This window comes from Desulfovibrio sp. DV, from assembly GCF_001936595.1.
In the GTDB taxonomy this organism is placed as follows: Bacteria; Desulfobacterota; Desulfovibrionia; order Desulfovibrionales; family Desulfovibrionaceae; genus Solidesulfovibrio.
Window position 1 is genome coordinate 1 of record NZ_MLBG01000055.1, and the last position, 17849, is coordinate 17849.

15 protein-coding genes and 1 pseudogene are annotated in these 17849 nt (G+C 66.0%); 11 read left to right on the forward strand and 5 right to left on the reverse strand.

Translation table 11 applies throughout. The features are described from left to right. Positions 1-273: 273 nt before the first annotated feature. From DVDV_RS12815 to DVDV_RS12830, 5 genes and pseudogenes are all read left to right on the forward strand, one after another. Positions 274-735, forward strand: coding sequence for a YbhB/YbcL family Raf kinase inhibitor-like protein (locus DVDV_RS12815; protein WP_075355046.1), 462 nt, complete (start codon positions 274-276; stop codon positions 733-735). 532 nt (positions 736-1267) lie between these two features. Beyond that, a pseudogene (locus DVDV_RS23910) lies at positions 1268-1624 on the forward strand (toll/interleukin-1 receptor domain-containing protein); the annotation flags it as partial. A gap of 54 nt (positions 1625-1678) precedes the next feature. After that, complete coding sequence (locus tag DVDV_RS12820; protein WP_254845370.1) at positions 1679-2533, forward strand: hypothetical protein; 855 nt, start codon at positions 1679-1681, stop codon at positions 2531-2533. A 174-nt stretch (positions 2534-2707) separates the two neighbouring features. Continuing rightward, positions 2708-4387, forward strand: coding sequence for a hydantoinase/oxoprolinase family protein (locus tag DVDV_RS12825; RefSeq protein WP_075355048.1), 1680 nt, complete (start codon positions 2708-2710; stop codon positions 4385-4387). Further along, positions 4381-5697: a histone deacetylase gene (locus DVDV_RS12830; protein ID WP_075355049.1), complete on the forward strand. Its 1317-nt coding sequence runs from the start codon at positions 4381-4383 to the stop codon at positions 5695-5697. The genes DVDV_RS12825 and DVDV_RS12830 overlap by 7 nt, the downstream gene beginning before the upstream one ends. A gap of 4 nt (positions 5698-5701) precedes the next feature. Here the strand turns inward: DVDV_RS12830 and DVDV_RS12835 are convergent, their stop codons facing one another. The 4 genes from DVDV_RS12835 to DVDV_RS12850 form a co-directional block, all read right to left on the reverse strand. Continuing rightward, positions 5702-6115 (reverse strand): hypothetical protein, encoded by a 414-nt coding sequence (locus DVDV_RS12835; RefSeq protein WP_075355050.1) that lies wholly within the window; start codon positions 6113-6115, stop codon positions 5702-5704. Further along, positions 6112-6699: a hypothetical protein gene (locus DVDV_RS12840; RefSeq protein ID WP_075355051.1), complete on the reverse strand. Its 588-nt coding sequence runs from the start codon at positions 6697-6699 to the stop codon at positions 6112-6114. The genes DVDV_RS12835 and DVDV_RS12840 overlap by 4 nt, the downstream gene beginning before the upstream one ends. A gap of 18 nt (positions 6700-6717) precedes the next feature. Continuing rightward, on the reverse strand, positions 6718-6909 hold the full coding sequence (locus DVDV_RS12845) for a hypothetical protein (protein ID WP_075355052.1): 192 nt from the start codon (positions 6907-6909) through the stop codon (positions 6718-6720). Positions 6910-6979: 70 nt separating this feature from the next. Further along, positions 6980-7951 carry an HDOD domain-containing protein gene (locus DVDV_RS12850; RefSeq protein WP_075355053.1) on the reverse strand — a complete coding sequence of 324 codons (972 nt, stop codon included), beginning with the start codon at positions 7949-7951 and terminating at the stop codon, positions 6980-6982. Positions 7952-8104: 153 nt separating this feature from the next. Between DVDV_RS12850 and DVDV_RS12855 the strand changes: the two genes are divergently transcribed. Further along, the gene (locus tag DVDV_RS12855) at positions 8105-8872 is read left to right on the forward strand and encodes a CBS domain-containing protein (protein WP_075355054.1); all 768 of its coding nucleotides are present in this window, start codon (positions 8105-8107) and stop codon (positions 8870-8872) included. Between the two features lie 25 nt (positions 8873-8897). Then, positions 8898-11084 carry a C13 family peptidase gene (locus DVDV_RS12860; protein WP_075355055.1) on the forward strand — a complete coding sequence of 729 codons (2187 nt, stop codon included), beginning with the start codon at positions 8898-8900 and terminating at the stop codon, positions 11082-11084. A gap of 100 nt (positions 11085-11184) precedes the next feature. On the opposite strand, the gene DVDV_RS12865 is transcribed toward DVDV_RS12860, so the two are convergent. After that, positions 11185-12333 (reverse strand): acyltransferase, encoded by a 1149-nt coding sequence (locus DVDV_RS12865; RefSeq protein ID WP_075355056.1) that lies wholly within the window; start codon positions 12331-12333, stop codon positions 11185-11187. A 115-nt stretch (positions 12334-12448) separates the two neighbouring features. On the opposite strand from DVDV_RS12865, the gene DVDV_RS12870 reads away from it, so the two are divergent. From DVDV_RS12870 to DVDV_RS12885, 4 genes are all read left to right on the forward strand, one after another. After that, the gene (locus DVDV_RS12870) at positions 12449-13393 is read left to right on the forward strand and encodes a chromate resistance protein ChrB domain-containing protein (protein ID WP_075355057.1); all 945 of its coding nucleotides are present in this window, start codon (positions 12449-12451) and stop codon (positions 13391-13393) included. Between the two features lie 12 nt (positions 13394-13405). Next, the gene (locus tag DVDV_RS12875; protein WP_075355058.1) at positions 13406-13957 is read left to right on the forward strand and encodes a DUF2148 domain-containing protein; all 552 of its coding nucleotides are present in this window, start codon (positions 13406-13408) and stop codon (positions 13955-13957) included. Positions 13958-14149: 192 nt separating this feature from the next. Then, positions 14150-15343, forward strand: a complete 1194-nt coding sequence (locus tag DVDV_RS12880) for an MFS transporter (protein WP_075355059.1) — start codon at positions 14150-14152, stop codon at positions 15341-15343. A gap of 82 nt (positions 15344-15425) precedes the next feature. Further along, positions 15426-17846, forward strand: coding sequence for a Lon protease family protein (locus DVDV_RS12885; protein WP_075355068.1), 2421 nt, complete (start codon positions 15426-15428; stop codon positions 17844-17846). The last annotated feature ends 3 nt before the right edge of the window (positions 17847-17849 follow it).

The window sequence follows — 17849 nt, forward strand, 5'->3', positions numbered from 1 at the left end:
GGGGGCCTGAGGCCCCCCGGACCCCCCACAAGGGGAAAGGGGATGACGTTGCCGCAACGGTGGGCGGGGAGAAATCGAGGCGGCCGGGTAACGCCGCCGGCATCGTACGTGTTTGACAGGAACCACCGTTGCTTCGACAGCCGGGAGGGAGCGGATTCCCTCCCGGCTGTGGTCCGGCTCCCGGCCGGACGCGGCTTTTGCAGTCCCGGATTCCGGGGCGCAGGTCCTGCCTCGCCACACCCTGCCCGCCGCCTATGCGGCCGAGGAGCGCCCATGGCCATGTCGCTCGCCTCGCCGGCCTTTGCCAACAACGGCTTGATCCCGTCCCGACACACCTGTGACGGGGCCGACCTGTCCCCGCCGCTGGTTTTTTCCGGTGTGCCGGCCCCGGCAGCCAGCCTCGTGCTGGTCTGCGACGATCCCGACGCCGTGTCCGGAGTCTGGGACCATTTCCTGATTTTCAATCTCTCGCCAGCCACTCCCGGCCTGCCCGAAGGCCTGCCGGCCATGGACGCCTATCCCGACGGCAGCGTCTCCGGCAAAAACAGCTGGGGGCGCACCGGCTACAGCGGCCCCTGCCCGTCGTCCGGGCCCCACCGCTACGTGTTTACCCTCTACGCCCTGGACGCCCGACTGCCGCTCCTCCCGGGAGCCGGCAAGGGGGACATCCTGCGCGCGGCCAAGGGGCACATCCTGGCCTCGGCCACGCTCATCGGCCGCTACGGGCGGCGGTAGGCTCCTCGTCTCCCTGGCCGACGGGCCGGCCGCCAACCAGCCCGTCCTGCCCGGTCGCCATCCCGCGGCCAACCTCGTCCGCGCCTTTGCCAGGCCGTTGCCGCCTCGCGCCGGCCCGGCCCAAAGACCATCCCTGCCGCAATACGCCTCGCCGGCCTCCTGGCCCGCGCCATGGGCGCGTCTGCCCGCATCAGGGCCGGCAGCGTCCCCTGATCCCGGCCCGGGAATCGCCGGCCCGCCAGCAACGCCGCCGCCCGCCCCGGATGGATGTCTGCTCCGGCATCTGTCGGCAAACCAGCATGTCCCGGTCGCATGTAAATGACGACTCCACTGGTATGCATCTGCCTGCAGCCGCACGCACTTTGTATTGCCATTTTGCGTATTCGGTTCTACATTGGCAACCATACGAAAAAATACAGAGGCGGATTTTCCATTTTTTTATACTTCGTTGAAATACATATATTTTTAGACTTGCAGGCCTTTGCGGCATTGTCCGGCCAATGCCGGCAGCCGGCACTCTGGCGAGGGAGCCATGGAACACAAGCCAACACCAGACATCTTTATCAGCTACTGCAGTAAAGACGTCGATCTTGCAAATTTATTGCTTAAATACCTAGAAGCAAATGCTCTTGAGTGCTGGATTGCCCCTCGAAATATATCTGGCGGCGATTCCTGGGCCAGCGCCATCACCAAGGCCCTGCAACAATGCTGCGTCATGATCCTGGTCTATTCCTCAGCCTCCAACAACTCCCCGGCCGTTCTCAACGAAGTCACCCTGGCGACAGATAGGAATATGTATATTATTCCGATCCGTATAGAGGATGTGGAACTTTCCGATGATCTCAAATTCCATTTGGCGTCCAGACACTGGCAAAATGCGTTTGAAAACCCGAAACAGCAGCTTCACGAGATAGCCCAGGAGATACGGATTATTGTCAATAGGATGAAAAATCGTATTGACGATCCAACAACGTACAAGCGTCCCATGGGACGGCGGTCACTGCTGCGGTCCACCCTGGTCATAAGCGCCAGTGCCTGTGTCGTCGTCTTTCTTGTCCTGGCCTATCGCTTCAATTTCGTCGTTCAAAACACCAGCGAGGCCACCCCGCGGCCGGCTTCCCCTGTCCAGGCCCCGGCCCAGCCCGCTTCAATCCCGACCCTGCCGGCCCCTCCGACGCCCAAGGCTGCGGACAAACCAGCCCCCGTCGTGGCGGAAGCGGTCGCTCCCGCGCCGGTCGCCCCCCGCCCGGCCGTGGCGGATCTCCCCCAGTACGCCTCCCTGGCCCCGGCCAAACCCCTCGCCTCACCGGGTGAAAAACGCCTCCCCTCGGACCTCAACACCCGCATGGTCAAATTCGTCGTGGACCATTTTACCAAATACAATTACGGCAGCGCCTCGGCGGTCATGGAGTCCTATGCTCCAAGTATCGACTATTTCAAGACTCCTCAAAAAAGCAAGGCCGCGCTGAGCGGCGAACTGGCCAATTTCTTTGATCGCTGGCAACTGCGCCGCAGCCGCTTTCTCGACGATTTCAATATCGAGGACACGCCGGACCCGACCATCAAGAAAGTCCATTTTTCGTATGTCTTTTACAGGGAACGCAGCCCTGAAGCCAAAGCCAAGATCATGGCCACGGGCTATTATAAAAGCCCCAACGACAACCGCTGGTGTTCCTCAGGCACGGCCAACGATACGCTGACCTTGAAGATACAGGACAATACCATCAGCATTGTCGGCGAGAACCAAAATACGGTCGCGCTGGATAATCCGAAAAATACCTGCCGCCCCATACCCTGAGCGCCTTGGCCGGGTCCTGTGCCGCAACGCCGGGCTGACCCCGGCCGTCTGCCCGGGCTCCCGTGCGTCCTGATTCCCGGTAAAGGACCGTGGTCCGGTCCGGGCGTGCCCCGGCCGGGGCCGGCCTCCCACTCCCGCCTCGACGGCGACGGCCCTTGATGCTAGGAGTTGCGGATGCTTTGCGGAATCGACGTCGGCGGCACCCATACGGACGCGGTCCTCATCGGGCCAAGCGGCGTTGTGGCCTGCGCCAAGCTGCCCACCAACCACGACGACCTGCTCGCCTCCATCCGGGAGGCCCTGGCCAGCATTGTGGCCGTGGCCGGCCCGACAGCCATCACGCGCCTGACCCTCTCCACCACCCTGACCACCAACGCCATCATCGAGGGCACGGCCGATCCGGTCGGCGTCCTGGTCTCCGGCGGACCGGGCATCGATCCCGAATCCTACCGCCTGGGCGGGCACTACCACGTCCTTGACGGGGCCATCGACCACCGGGGCCGCCAGACCGGGGCCATCGACCTGGACGCTGCCCGGCCGGTCATCGACGCCTGGCTGGCCGCCGGGGTGCGCGCCTTTGCCGCGGTCACCAAATTTTCCACCCGCTGCCCGGACCAGGAACTGGCCCTGCGGGAACTCCTCGCCGACCGGGCCGACTGCGTGTCGCTCGGGCATGAATTTTCCGGCCGCCTGGGCTTTGGCCGGCGCATTGCCACGGCCTGCTTAAACAGCGCCGTGTGGCGGGTCTACAACCGCTTTTGCGACGCCGTGGAACAGTCGGTGGCCGATCTCGGCATGACCGCGTCCATCAACGTGCTCAAGGCCGACGGCGGCACCATGCCGCTGTCCGTGTCCCGGTCGCTGCCGGTCCAGTCCATCCTGTCCGGCCCGGCCGCCTCGGTCATGGGCATCATCGCCGTGTGCGACATTGCCGAGGATTCGGTCATTTTGGACATCGGCGGCACCACCACCGACATTGCCGTCTTTGCCGCCGGCGCGCCGCTCATTGAAAACGAGGGCATCGCCATTGCCGGCCGACCGACCCTGGTCCGGGCCCTGCGCACCCGGTCCATCGGCGTTGGCGGCGACTCGGCCATCACCGTCTCCCGGCAGGCCATCGAGGTCGGCCCCCGGCGGCACGGCCCGCCCATGGCCCTCGGCGGCCCGGTCCCGACGCTCATCGATGCGCTCAACATCCAAAACGTCATTGCCGTGGGCGACCCCCGGGCCTCCTACCAGGGCATCCTGGCCGTGGCCACGCCAAACGGCTTCGAACCGGAAGAAGTGGCCGAAGCCGCCATCCTAAACGCCGTCAACCAGATCCGCTCGGAAGTGGCGGCCTTTGTGCGGGAAATAAACGACCGGCCGGTCTACACCATTTTCGAACTGCTCGAAGGCCGGCAGGTGCGCCCCACCCGGGTCTACGTCATGGGCGGCCCGGCCCTGGCCCTGTCCGCCCTGCTCCAGGACGCCTTTTCCGAGGAAGTGGTGGTTCCGGAGAGCTTTGCCGTGGCCAACGCCATTGGCGCGGCCCTGGCCCGGCCGACCTTTTCCGTGGAGCTTTTCGCCGATACCGCCTGCGGCCGGCTGACCATCCCGTCCCTTGGCATCACCCGGCAGGTGGCCGACAACTACGGTCCGGCCGCAGCCGAGGGCGAGGCGGCCACCAGCCTTCGCGACTACCTGGCCTCCATCGGGGCCGAGGGCGAGGACGCGCCCATCGAGACCGTGGAATTGTCCTCGTTTCCCATGGTCGAGGGCCAATGTCTTGTCGGGCACACCATCCGGGTGGCCTGCCAGGTGCGTCCCGGAGTGTCGGCGGCCTACAAACAGGCGGTGTCCAAATCATGCTGAAAGCCCGCCATCCCCTTGGCATCGTTTTTTTCCCGGCCTACGACTGGGCCATCTCCCCGACCCATCCCGAGCGCCAGGAACGCCTGCTCTACACCCAGGACCAGTTGCGCGAGGAAGGGGTGTTCGACATCCGCGGCATCACCGAACTCAAGCCTGATCTGGCCACGGCCGAGGATGTGCTGCGCGCCCATTTCTGCTTCCCGGACGTGGCCTCGGTCACCACCACCTCCCACCTCATTTCCGCCGGCGGGGCCATCCGGGCCGCCCGCACCGTGCTCGACAAAGAAGCCAAGCGGGCCTTTGCCCTGGTGCGCCCGCCCGGACACCACGCCATGAAGGTGGTCCACGGCGCGCGCGGGTTTTGCAACATCAATATCGAAGCGGTCATGATCGAATGGCTGCGCGACCGCTACGGGCCGCTTAAGGTGGCCATCGTGGACACCGACTGCCACCACGGCGACGGCACCCAGGACGTCTACTGGAACGATCCGGACACGCTGTTTATTTCCCTGCACCAGGACGGGCGCACGCTCTACCCCGGCACCGGCTTTCCCCTGGAACTCGGCGGCCCCAAGGCCCTTGGCGCCACGGTGAACATCCCCCTGCCGCCCGGCACCTCGGACGAGGGCTTCCTCTTTGCCATGCGCGAAGTGGTTATGCCGCTCATTGAGGATTTCAAGCCCGATCTCATCATCAATTCCGCCGGCCAGGACAACCATTTCTCCGATCCCATCACGGACATGGCCTTCTCGGCCCAGGGCTATGCCCAGCTGACCGAACTGCTCGGGGCGGACATCGCCGTGCTGGAAGGCGGCTACGCCATCCAGGGGGCGCTGCCCTACGTCAATCTGGGACTGGTGCTGTCCATGGCCGGGCTGGACTACAGCCATGTGCGCGAACCCGGGTTCGATGCGGCGGCGGTGCGCCAAAGCGGGCAGGTGACGGGCTATATCGAAGAGGTATGCCGCGACATCTTGAAAGAAGTGCGCCATCCCCGGGGACCGGGCAAGGGCGATGTGGTGGGTGGCTGGTTCACCCGGCGGAAGACGCTGTACTACGACACCGACGCCATCACCGAGTACCAGACCGAGTCGGTGCGCCTGTGCGACCACTGCCGGGGCGTGGTCAAATACGAGACGGAATCCACGCGAAATCCCCTGTGCCTGGGGGTGGAAGCGCCGGTCGGGGCTTGCCCGACCTGCCTGGAGGAAGCCTACCGCATCTACGAAGCCGGCCAGATCAAGGGCGAATACCGCCATCTCCAGCTCATCGACCGGGTGGGCAGGAATTATTTGACGTATACGGGATAGGAAGCTAGCCGCCGAAGTAGCGCACGACAGCGTCGCGGGTGGCCTTGGAGATGACGCGCAGGCGCACGAACACGTCGGGGTGCTCCTGGAAGACGCCGGCCAGGAACATGAAGCGGGGATCGTCGAGCTTGTTGCCGCCCTTTTCGGAAAACTGCATGGCGTTTAAGACCGTGGCCTCGAAATCGTAGCCGCCCTGCTTGAGCACGCTGGCGTAGAGCATGCATTGCCGGTCGCGCAATTCTTCCAGGGGCAGCTCTTCGGGCAGCTTGTCTTTGGCTTCATCCACCTGCTTGAAAAACATGAAGACGTTTTGCTTGTTAAAGGGCAGGCTGCGGCCCCCTTCGGCGGCCTGGGCCGGCAGGGACAGCAGCAGACACCAGGCGGCAAGCGCCAGGCTGGCGGCAAGACGGCGCGTCACTGGGGGGCCTTGGCCTCGCCACAGGGACCATAGAGCGGCTGGTAGAAATAGCTCAGCGTGCCGCTGTCGGTATTCGGCGAATAGTTCATGCGGATCAGCACGTTGCCGACCGGCCAGCCCAGGTCGTTGCCGTGCCCTTCCAGATCGATGGGCTTGGAATACTTGGTCATGAGAAAATTCTTGATGCTCTCATGGTTCTTCCGGCCCTTGTATTCCACCATCACCGCCGCGAATTTGTCCTGGCAAAAACCGTAGACCACGCCGGAGAGAAAGGCGTCGCCGATGCGGTAGACCACGCCCTCGGCCGTGGCATAGGCGGCCTGGCCGTCGCGCTCGGCCACGGTCAGATCCGGGATGGCGGCCAGGCCCGTGCCCCATTTGATGCCGTTAAAGGCATTGGGTTCCTTGATGACCCGGCCCGGGGTCTCCACGGTCTCGCCCGGAGTGGACTCCTGGCGCGGGGGTGCCTTTTCAGACTTTTTTTTGGCAACGGCGTGCTTGGCCGGGGGGGTATCCTTGGCCATCGCCGGCTGGACGCCAAGGACAAGACAGCAGACACTTATGAGGAAAACGAATTTTTTCATGCGGGGGTGGGATCGGCCCTAGGCCGATTCGCGAAGGATCATGCCGCGCAGGGTGACGGCCATGATGTCGCTTTGGGTGCTGCGGCCGCTTTCCATAAAGCTGGCCAATTCGGCCCGCCGGCGGTCGCCGGACAAGGACATGTACTCGTAAATCATCTCGTTTATAGCCGACCCGGTCAGCGGGGCCAGGGCGATGGTTGGCGCGCTCATGACATTCCGCTCCCTATTTTCTCTGCTGTAGCGCCCCGAACCGGGAATGGCAAGGGGGATGCCGGGGCGGTCACGGCGCAAACAACGTGGCCATGGCCGAAAGGCCCTCGTCAAGCAGGACCGTAAACTCAGCCGGATCAGCCTCGGCCAGATTGAAAACGGCCAGGGTTCCGGGTTCGAGCAGGGGCAGCCCGGCAGCCGGCATGGCCCGCACGCCCAGGGCATTGGCCATGAAATCGGCCACATGGACGGCGGCAGCCACCACGCTGTCCGGGCAAAGCGAGGGGTTGTGGTGGCCGGCCACACCTTCGATCAGGGACTCCGGCAACAGCCACTTGCCGCAGATGCGTCCGCCCAGGGCGGCATGGTCGAAATTGAACTCCAGGCGTTCGGCACCGTCCAGGGAGACGCCGCTGTCCACGGCCCGGGCCAGGGCGGCGGCGGCCAGATCCGGTTCGGCCACGGCCAAGACCAGCCGGCCCATGTCGTGGAGCAGGCCGGCCACAAAAAACCGTTCGCTGGCCACCTCGTCGCGCCGCCGGGCCAGCCCCCGGGCCAGCAGGCCAACGGCCACGGCGTGCCGCCAGAAATCGGGCAGGGAGAGCAGGTCCGGGCGCGGCGGTTTGTCAAACAGCCGGGCAAGCACGGCCCCGGCCGCCAGATTGACGATCTCGGCCAGCCCGATAAGGCCCACGGCCCGGCTCACGGTCTCCACCCGGGCGGCCGGGGAGAAGATGGGGCTGTTGGCCAGACGCAGCACATAGGCGGCCAGACTGGGGTCCATGGACACCACCGAGGCCACCTCGGCCACGGTGCTCATGGGATTTTCAGCGGCGCGGCGAAGGGCCAGATAGGCTTCGGGCAGGGGTGGCGGATTGATCTCGGCCAGGGAGCGCCGGGGGCCGGAGCCCAGGGATTGGACCGGCCGGGGCCGGGGCACGGCACTGACCAGCCGTTCGCGACGGGTCCGGCCCAGTTCGAGCAACCGGGTGATAAAACCGGGTTGCCCGGCAGGCGGGGCAGGGGTGTTGTCGAGGGTCATGCCGCACACTCCCGGATACGTCTTTCCTGTCCCCCTACCGGAATCAACCCGCCGCGGCAAGCCGGACAGATGGCAACTTTGCCCGGTATTCCTTGACTTTCCAACCCTGCCAGACCATATCTTCGGAAATACTTTCCCCCGTCAGGAAGCGCCATGTTCAAACGCAGGGTCGGCGAACTGGCCAAAAGGCCCCATATCGTGCCTGCGGACGCCACCGTGACCCAGGCCGCCGATCTTATGGTGCGTGCCGACGTCAGCTGTCTGGCGGCCGTGACCGGGGCCAGGGTCGTGGGATTTCTCACCGAACGCGAACTGGTGCGCCACCTCGACGTCGATCTCGATCCATCCACCCCCATACGTGAAATCCTGTCCCGGACCACCGGCGGCATCGCCAAGCATCTGGGCGTGGACGAGGCCATCAAACTGATGCTCGAACGCCGGGAGCGCCATCTGCCGGTTGTGGACGTTGGCGGCTCCCTGGTCGGATTGGTTACGGACAAAGAACTGGTGGACGCCCTGGCCGTTGATTTCATGGTGGAAAGCGTCGATTGCCGGGCCCTTATGCGGACCAATCCCGTTTGTCTCACGCCAGAGCAATCCGTGCGCATGGCCCTTGACCGGATGCGCGACACAAACGCCGGCTGCGTGCTGGTGACCGAGGCCGGCAAGGCGGTCGGCATTTTCACCGAACGCGATGCCCTGCGCGCCATCATGGGCCGCCCCGAACGCCTGCTCGATCCGGTCTCGGCCCACATGAGCGGCCCGGTGGTCTGCGTGCCCGTGGACGCCATGGTCTACAAGGTGATCCTGTACATGCGGCAAAAGGGCGTGCGCCGTCTGGCCGTCACCGAAACCGACGGCCGCCTGGCCGGCCTGATCTCCCAGCAAGACATTCTGCTCTACGCCCGGCGCATGGGCTAACAAACTGCCTTTCCAAAGGTTTCATATGTTCTCTTCCTGGAGCCTGGGCGTTGTCGTTTTCCTTGCCTGTCTGCTCTCCCTGGCCGCGCCAGGGCTGGCCGCCGACATTGCGACCTTTGCCCAGGCCCGCGACCGGCTGCTGGCCCAGGATGCCCGTCTGGCCCGGGACAACGCCACTGTGACCGGGGACGAAACCCTTCGCACCGGCGAGGTGGTCCTCAACCTGGACGCCCGGCCGGTCCGACTGGGCCGGGGCCCTGGCTGGTTGTTTGGCATTACCGGGCCAAACAATGACAAGCGGGTGGCCTTCGTCGCCCAGGATGGCACCACACGGTTCGCCCCGACCAACGCCCTGCCCCCTGGCCTGTCGCCGCTCCCCGTCTTTGCCGCGGCGGCCGATGGCGCCCCGGTGGACAGCCTTGAAGCGGCCAAGGCGGCCCTGACCGACCGTCTGCTGGGCCATTCCCTGCAAGGCCGGCGGGTCTATGCGGCCACGGCGAAGGTTGCCGACACGGCGAGCCTCGAATTGTGGCGCACGACCATTACCCTGTCCGGCGGGCCGGGCTGGCTCTTTTTCATCGACGACGCACCCGCGGCCAACTGGGAGCACCCCTGCCGCTTTGCCCTGGTGGCCGAAAGCGGCAACATCCAGGTGGCAAGCGCCCGCACGCCGCCCAAAAACATGGCCGGGTTCACGGAACTGACGGTCTGGCCGCCGGCCGGCGCGGCCGCCTCGCAGCCGGCCGCCGACGCCAGGATTGCCGCTCCGGCCGCAGACGCCGCCACCGACGCCAGCCACCGCTACGCCGTCATCCTCTCTGGCGGCTACGACCAGCCCAACAATCACATCCGCTACTGGAACGATTGCGCCTATTTCTTCAATACACTGACGGCCAACGGATTTTTGCAGGAAAATATCTTCGTGCTCTTTGCCGACGGCACAGATCAAGCCGTTGACAACTCCCTGGGTGAAGACTCCAAGACGGATTTCAACAACGACGGCACGCCGGATATCGGCTACAGCGCCACCAAGGCCAACATCACCACGGTGTTTGACACCCTGGCCGGCAAGCTTGGCAGCGAAGATATCCTCTATATCTTCACCACTGACCACGGCGGGGCCGGCGCAGGCAATACCTCGCCATACGATACAACGGACGTGGTGCTTTATCTGTGGGGGGAAAGCATCACCAACACGGAATTTGCCGCCGAGGTGAACAAGGTGACCACCAAGGCTACGGTGGCCATTTTCGAACAGTGCTTTTCCGGCGGCATGATCGAGCCCCTCAAGGCCCCCAACCGGGTGCTCATGTCCGCCGCCCGGTTCTGGGAATTGTCCTACGCCATGGAACCGGACTACACCGTTGATGAGTTTGCCTATTACGCCACCGAGGCCCTGGCCGACACGACCAAGGGCGACAGCAATGCCGACGGCATCGTGACTATGGAGGAGGCCTACCTCTATGCCCTGGGCAAAGACAGCGTCCAAAGTGAAACGCTCGACAGCTATGGGGACAACAACGGCGAGCATCCGTCCTACTACAGCAATCCCTGGAATCTCGGCCGCCAACTGGCTCTGGGCGGCAGCTATCCAACGGCCAAGACCCCGACCTCCGGCGGCTATGCCCAGTACCAGACAGGCGATGCCTTCCCCACAGGCGTGACCGCAAAGGGCTGGCAAGGCACCGACCAGTCCTGGCCCCTGACCCTGCCGTTTGCCTTTCCGCTGGGGGGGCAGAGCTACACCACGGCCCATGTGTCCAGCCATGGCATCGTGTCGTTCGCAAGCCCGGTGAACAGCGGCTACAATACCGTCGATGGCCTGGCCGCATGCGTGGCCGTCGCCCCCCTGTGGGACCGTCTGACCACGGCCGGCAGCGGCAACGACATCGCGGTTGCCGCCAGCGCGTCCAGCGTGACCATCGCCTGGAAGGCCGCCACCGTCACCGACGCCCGGCCGGTCAATGTGGCCGTTAGCCTGTATCCCTCCGGGGCCATGCGCTTTTACTATGGCTCCGGCAACCAGCACACGACCCTGGTTGCGCAGCGCGACAAGACCATCGGCCTCTCGGCCGGCAGCGCGTCCACCAGACTCCTTGGCCTGCGAAACGGCCTGCCGGACCTCGGCAGCGCGAACACCCTGCTCATTCAGCCGGCAACGCTGCCGCCGCCGGCAGGCGGGCTGCCCTGGCAGCCGCTGCTGCTCAATTAGTCCGTTTAGCCCCAACGCGAGCGGCCCCGCACTGGGGGACACGTCTGCATCCGCCCCGCTCCAGGCGGGATTCCAAAGGGGCCACCCTTTGCCGCCGGAGTCATTCTTTCTTCTCTCTCCCCAATACATACCGGGCGGCCGGGGCTTCGACCAGCCGGGTGAGGGCCATGCCGGCGGCCACGGTGACCGCCATGCCGGCCAGGGCCATGGCCGCCCACAGCAGCGGCGAAGCGCCGGGCGGGGCCTTGCACAGCGGCAGGGTCCAGGCCTGGACCAGATAGATGGACAGGCTGGCGAGACCAATGCCGGCCAGAAGCGGCCGGGTTGTCCACCGGCGCGGCCGGGCGGCCCAGGCCAGACAGAGCGCAGCCAGAAAGGGGGCGTAAAGGGCGTTGTTGGCAAGCACGGCCAGATAAAAATTATCGGCCGGAAACGGCACGACGAGCAGCGCCAGCAGGCCGGCGGCGGCCAGGAGGTCGAGGCCCGGCCCGGCGGTCGGGCGCAGCACAAAGAGCCGGGCCGTGGCCGCGCCCAGGATGAATTCAAAGGCCCGGAAATAGGGGCTGGTGTAGATCAGCCATTGAAAGAGCACGCCGGCGAATTCGCCGGGAACCGTTTCCCAGCGCGGGTATCTGGCCAGGACTGCGGGAAAAAGCCGGGGCCAGGCAGCGGCGGTCAGGATGTCGAGGCCCCAAATGGCGGCCAGGCTCCCCAGTCCGACGGCCAGGGCCGCCCCGGGCGTGGCGATGCGGGCCAGCAGACAGGCGACGGCCGGGAAGAGGATATAGAAAAAGAACTCGACGCTAAGCGCCCAGGACAGGGGAAAGATGCTGTTCGATTCGGGGCTGAACAGCCAGCCGTGGGTCAGGGTCAGGTAGGCCGCGATATTGGCCGGGCCCCCCAGGGCCCTCGGCCCTTCGCTGATGAGCAGCCCGGCTGCGGCCAGGGCGAAGAGCAGCAGATAGACCGGATAGAGCCGGGCCAGCCGGGCCAGGGCGAAGCGGGCCAGGGAAACGCGGCCGTCGGCCAGGGCCGGGCCGTAATTGTACTGGAGCACAAACCCGGACAGCAGGAAAAAGGCCGACAGCCCGCACTGGGTCAAGCGGGCCAGGGGGGCAAACAGGGCGGGCGTCTCCGGCAGCGGGGTGAGCCAGGCGGCGGCATGTCCGACCAGGATGGCCAGGGCGGCCAGGGCGCGCAGGCCGCCAAGGCCCGGCAAAAAGGGCGGTCGTTGCGAGGTTTTCGGCATTAGGCTCCCGTTATCATGGTCCAGGCGGCCTGGAAAGGCCGGGTGCCGGCCGGTTTTGGGAAGGGTTTCGACATCCGGGGATTGACTTTGTCACAGTTGTATCTAATTTGAGGCCATGTGTAACAAAATATGGTTGGTCTTTTCGTTTTCCCAACCGGCCAACCGCCAGTCCGGCCGGGTCAAAGTGCTGCGGCGGCTGGCGGCCCTTGGCGCAGTGAGCCTTAAAAACGGCCTGTACGTGCTACCCTTCTCCGAGGCCCACCAGGAGCAGTTTGTCTGGTTGGCCGGCGAGGTGGAGCAAGGGGGCGGCGAGGCGGTCTTTTTTGAATGCGCCGCCATCGCCACCATGACCGATGCCGCTGTGGCTGCCGCCTTTTGCCGGGTGCGCGACGAGTCTTACGTGGCCCTGGCCGAAGAGGCCCGGGCCGCCCTGGCCGCGGCTGCCGGCGGAGAGGCCGACAAGGAACTGGCCGCCCGGCTGCGCCGTCTGACCCGGCGCTACGAGGCCGAGCGGGCCATTGATTTCTTTGCCGCCGCCAAGGGACCGGCCGTGGCCGAACTTCTGGAGGTCCTGGCCGCCCGGCTGGCCGGCCGGGACGAACCCGGCGAAGACGACATCCCCGGCTGCCGGCCGGCCGACTATCAGGGCCGGGTGTGGCTCACCCGGCCGGGACTGTACGTGGACCGGCTGGCCTCTTTCTGGCTGGTGCGCCGGTTCATCGACCCTGCTGCCGCCATTGCCTACGCCGACCCCATCGCCCCGCCGCCGCCGGACGCCGTGGCCTTTGACATGGCCGGCGCGGCGTTCACCCATCGCGGACCGCGCATCACCTTCGAGGTCATGCGTGCGGCCTTCGGGCTGGCCGAGGCTATTCCCGAGCGGCTGGTCGCGGTCCTTCGGGCCGTGGACCTCGGCGATTTCGAGGCTGCGCCGCCGGAGACCGCCGGGATCAAGCGCCTTCTCGACGGCCTGTGCGCCGTTGCCCCGGACGACGCCTCCCGCCTGGAGCAGGGCTTTGTGTTGCTCGACGCCCTGGCTGCCTCCTACCAACAATCCTGAAAGGACAAAGACATGCGTGAAGCCGTTCTCCAGGCCGCCGGCCTCATGGCCGCCGCCGCCCGCACGGCCCCCAAAGCCGGGGGCAAGGACCATCTGGAAATCGTGGTCGTGGCCGAACCCGACGACCTCGCCCGCATCGCCGCCGCCATGCGCGACTATGCCCCCCAAAGCACCAACGAGGCGTTTTGGCTGCGCGACGCCGCCAATATCGCAGCGGCCCAGGCCTTGGTGTTGATCGGCCTCGGCAAATCCGCTGCCGCCGGCTACGACTGCGGGGCCTGCGGCTTTGCGACCTGCGCCGCCTTCACCAAGGCCCGCGCCGTCACCGACAAGCCCATGGGCTATACCGGTCCCCACTGTGCCATGCGCATGATGGACATCGGCGTGGCCCTGTCCTCGGCGGCCAAGACGGCCAGCCTGCTCTCCATCGACAACCGGGTGCAGCAGCGCGTGGGGGCCGCCGCCCGGGCGCTGGGCTACATTGACGCCGGCCTGGCCATGGGCATCCCGGTCGGCGTCTACGGCAAATCGATTTTTTATGATCGGGCGGCGGTGAAGCATTGAGACATGGAAAAATGCCTCCGGCGGCCGGGAGGGGGTAACCCCCTCCCGGACCCTCCCTGACAGGGGAAACGGGTTTTTAACGGGATGGCTTATGAACGTTGCCCGGTGTGTTGGTCCGTGAGGACGCCCGCAAAAACGCCTGTGGCTTGAATACCGGGGCAAAGGACGGTCCGTCCCGGCGGCGAGGATGTCATGACGGTTTTTTCCAATCTGTGTCTGGTCAATTTCCTGGCCCGCTTTTCCTACGCCCTGGCCAGAAATCCGGTGCTGCCGCTGTTCGCCCTGTTTCTCGGGGCCGGGCCCGAGGCCATCGGCCTGGCGGTTGGCGTGTCCACGGTGACGGGCATCTTTTTCAAGCTCCCGGCCGGGGCGCTCTCCGACGTCATCGGCCGTCGGCGCACCATGCTGGCCGGCTTGGTCTTTTTCGGCCTTATGCCCTACGCCTACCTGCTCCTGTCCAGCTACCCGGCCCTTATTGCCGTGCGCTTCGTCCACGGGCTGGCCACGGCCATCTACGCTCCGGTGGCCATGGCCGTGGTGGCCTCCCTGGCCGGGGAGCGCAAGGGCGAGTTGCTGTCCTGGTTTTCCTCGGTGGCCATCATCGGCACGCTCCTTGGCGCGCCCCTGGGCGGGTTTCTCCTGCATAATCCCTGGACCGGGGACCAACCCGGACTGACCCTGTTCCGGCTGGTCTTTCTCATAAGCGGCCTGACCGGCACGGCCGCCCTGGTCCTGGGACTCAAGTCCCTGGGCCTGGAAGATGCGCCGGGCGTCCCGGCCGGAGGCACCTTGGCCGGGCGGTGGCAGGCCTTTGCCCGGGGCATCCGGGAGGTGGCCGGCGACGGCCGGGTGCTGGCCGCCTCGTCCATGGAGGCCGTGCAGAATCTGGCCATGGGCGCGCTGGAGGCCTTTTTGCCCATTTACGCCGTCACCGTGGCCTCGTTGAGCGAGTTTCAGGCCGGCCTGCTCTGGGGCGTGCAGGTGGTCACCATCATGGCGGCCAAGCCGTTAATGGGCCGGATTTCCGACCGCCGGGGCCGCCGGCCGCTGATTGTGGCCGGCATGGTCCTTTGCGCCGTGCCCCTGGCTGTCGTGCCCCATCTGTCGGGCTTTTTCAGTTTGCTGGCCGCCTGCCTGGCTTTTGGCCTGGGCGAGGCCCTGGTCACTTCGTCCTCGGCGGCCCTGGTTGCCGATGTCAGCCGGCAGCGCCATCTCGGCTCGGCCATGGGCGTTTTTGGCACCATCGCCGACATGGGCCATGCCGCGGGACCGATCCTGGCCGGCCTGCTGGTCGGCGCGCTCGGATACGCTGCCGGGTTCGCCATCCTGGCCGGCGTTTTGTTGGCCTCGGTGCCCTGGTATGTGTGCCTTGTGCGGCGAGGATGACAAACGGGCCGGAAGGTCGTATCCAAAGGGTTCGCCGGCCCTGGCGGCGCAATCCCCAAACGCCCTTTCCCAGACGGAATACATGATCAGACACCTGACCCCCAAGGACCTTCGCGCCTGCTGCGATCCGGCCTCCCTGCCCTTTGCCGACAGCCGGGAGATTCCCGAAGATCCGGCCGCCCTGGCCCGGACCCAGCCCAGGGCCCATGCCGCCCTGTCCCTGGCCCTGTCCATCAGCGGCCGTGAATACAACGTCTACCTGGCCGGCGAGCCGTACATGGGCCGCACCCATTTCGCCCGCAGCTTCCTCGATCCGGCGGCCAAGGCCGGGGCCACGCCGCCGGACTGGCTCTATGTCCACAATTTCGACGACCCCGACCGGCCCCGGGCCATCTCCCTGCCGCCGGGCCAGGGGCGCGGTTTCAAGACCGCCCTGGCCAAGGCCGTGGCCGATATGCGCGAGGAGATTCCGGCCCGGTTCGAGCGCGAAGCCTATCTGGCCCAGAAGCAAAGCCTCATGCGCGGCTACAACGCCGACCGCGAGACCATGCTCGAAGAAATGGAAGAGCGGGCCAAAGGCGAGGGCTACAGCCTGTTTGTCGACGACCAGGGAGCCTTCACCCTCTATCCGCTCCTTGAGGGCAAGGTGGTCAGCGACGAGGAATTCGAGCGCCTGGACCCGGACCTCAAAAAGACCCTCAAAGCCAAGGGCGACCGGCTGCTCGAAGAGATGGGCTCGGCCCTGCGCCGCCTGTCCAAGGAGGAGCGCGGCTACCGCGACCGGGAAAAAGACCTGGAGCGCGACGCCGCCGGCGAGGTCTGCGACGCCCATCTGGCCCAGTTCGCCGAACTGCGCGCCACGTTCCCGGCCATCGAGCAGTACCTGACCGCCATGCGGGCCGACATCCTGGACAACCTCGATGCCTTCATGCCCCAGGCCGCCCAGACCCCGCCGCCGTCGCCCCACGGCGAACCGTCCTTTCCCGATGACGTGTTTTTCCACTACGAGGCCAACCTCTTCGTGGACAACGGCCAGCTTTCGGGCGCGCCGGTCATCGTCGAGGACCATCCGACCTATTTCAACCTCATGGGCTGCATCGAGCGCGAATCCGAGATGGGCGCGCTCTATACCGATTTCACCCTCATCAAGTCCGGCTCCCTGCACCGGGCCAACGGCGGGTTCCTCATTATCCGGGTGGATGATCTGTCGGCCAACCCCGGGGCCTGGGAGAGTCTGCTGCGGGCCTTGCGTTCAGGGTCGGCCCGGGTGGAAGACCCGGCCGAGGGCGGCGAGCATGTGCGCACCCGCACCATCGAGCCCGAGCCGATTCCCCTTGACCTCAAGGTGGTGCTGGTCGGGCCGGACGAGGCCTACGAGCTGCTCCTTTACAACGACGAACGCTTCGGCAAGCTTTTCAAGCTCAAGGCCCATCTCCAGGAGACCATGCCGCGCACCCCGGACAATGTGGCCGTCTACCTGACCCTGGCCGCCCGGGCCATCCGCGACGCCGGGCTTTTGCCCTTTGACCGCACGGCCCTGGCCGGGCTGGTGGAATATGCCTCGCTGGCCGCCGAGGACCAGAGCCGGCTGTCGCTTAAAATTCCGCTCACCCGCGAGCTTATGATCGAATCCGACGCCCTGGCCCGGCGCGACGGGGCCGAGTGCGTCACCGCCGCCCATCTGGCCCTGGCCCGGAAAGCCCGGGCCTTCCGGGTCAATCTCTTCGAGGAGGAATACCTCGAGGAATACGACCGGGAGATGATCAAGGTGGCCACCACCGGCGAGGCCGTGGGCCGGGCCAACGGGTTGTCCGTGCGCATGTTCGGCGACTACGCCTTTGGCCTGCCGCACCAGATCGCCTGCACCGTGGGCGTTGGCCACGGCGGCATCCTCGACCTCGAGCGCGAGGCGGAACTGGGCGGCCCCATCCACACCAAGGGCATGATGATCTTAAAAAGCTACCTGATCGGCCGCTTTGCCCAGGACAAACCCCTGGTCATGACCGGATCGCTGTGCTTTGAGCAGAACTATGCCGCGGTGGAAGGCGATTCGGCCTCTGGCGCGGAGCTGGCCGCGCTGCTCTCGGCCCTGGCCGAGCAGCCGCTCAAGCTGCGCTACGCCATGACCGGTGCGGTGTCCCAGTCCGGGGCCATCCTGGCCGTGGGCGGGCTTAACGAAAAGATTCGCGGCTTTTTTGCCGTCTGCCGCCGCCGGGGCCTGACCGGCGAGCAGGGCGTGCTCTTGCCGGCGGACAACGTGGTCAACCTGATGCTCGACGACGAGGTCGTGGCGGCGGTGGCCGCCGGCCAGTTCCACATCCACCCGGTGACCACCATCGAAGAGGCCATGGAGATTTTGACCGGCATCCCGGCCGGCATCCGGGACGCGGACGGAACCTTCCCGACCGGCAGCCTCTACGCCCAGGTGGACGAGCGGCTGGCCCGGCTGGCCCGGCTGACGCCCATGATGAGCAGCCTTTGTCCCCAGGCCGGACGGGGGTAGGCA

Excerpts from the sequence above, each read along its gene's own strand:
- DVDV_RS12815 (WP_075355046.1), top strand. The coding sequence starts at position 274 with ATGGCCATGTCGCTCGCCTCGCCGGCCTTTGCCAACAACGGCTTGATC.
- DVDV_RS12820 (WP_254845370.1), top strand. The coding sequence starts at position 1,679 with ATGAAAAATCGTATTGACGATCCAACAACGTACAAGCGTCCCATGGGA.
- DVDV_RS12825 (WP_075355048.1), top strand. The coding sequence starts at position 2,708 with ATGCTTTGCGGAATCGACGTCGGCGGCACCCATACGGACGCGGTCCTC.
- DVDV_RS12830 (WP_075355049.1), top strand. The coding sequence starts at position 4,381 with ATGCTGAAAGCCCGCCATCCCCTTGGCATCGTTTTTTTCCCGGCCTAC.
- DVDV_RS12840 (WP_075355051.1), bottom strand. The coding sequence starts at position 6,699 with ATGAAAAAATTCGTTTTCCTCATAAGTGTCTGCTGTCTTGTCCTTGGC.
- DVDV_RS12845 (WP_075355052.1), bottom strand. The coding sequence starts at position 6,909 with ATGAGCGCGCCAACCATCGCCCTGGCCCCGCTGACCGGGTCGGCTATA.
- DVDV_RS12850 (WP_075355053.1), bottom strand. The coding sequence starts at position 7,951 with ATGACCCTCGACAACACCCCTGCCCCGCCTGCCGGGCAACCCGGTTTT.
- DVDV_RS12855 (WP_075355054.1), top strand. The coding sequence starts at position 8,105 with ATGTTCAAACGCAGGGTCGGCGAACTGGCCAAAAGGCCCCATATCGTG.
- DVDV_RS12860 (WP_075355055.1), top strand. The coding sequence starts at position 8,898 with ATGTTCTCTTCCTGGAGCCTGGGCGTTGTCGTTTTCCTTGCCTGTCTG.
- DVDV_RS12865 (WP_075355056.1), bottom strand. The coding sequence starts at position 12,333 with ATGCCGAAAACCTCGCAACGACCGCCCTTTTTGCCGGGCCTTGGCGGC.
- DVDV_RS12870 (WP_075355057.1), top strand. The coding sequence starts at position 12,449 with ATGTGTAACAAAATATGGTTGGTCTTTTCGTTTTCCCAACCGGCCAAC.
- DVDV_RS12875 (WP_075355058.1), top strand. The coding sequence starts at position 13,406 with ATGCGTGAAGCCGTTCTCCAGGCCGCCGGCCTCATGGCCGCCGCCGCC.
- DVDV_RS12880 (WP_075355059.1), top strand. The coding sequence starts at position 14,150 with ATGACGGTTTTTTCCAATCTGTGTCTGGTCAATTTCCTGGCCCGCTTT.
- DVDV_RS12885 (WP_075355068.1), top strand. The coding sequence starts at position 15,426 with ATGATCAGACACCTGACCCCCAAGGACCTTCGCGCCTGCTGCGATCCG.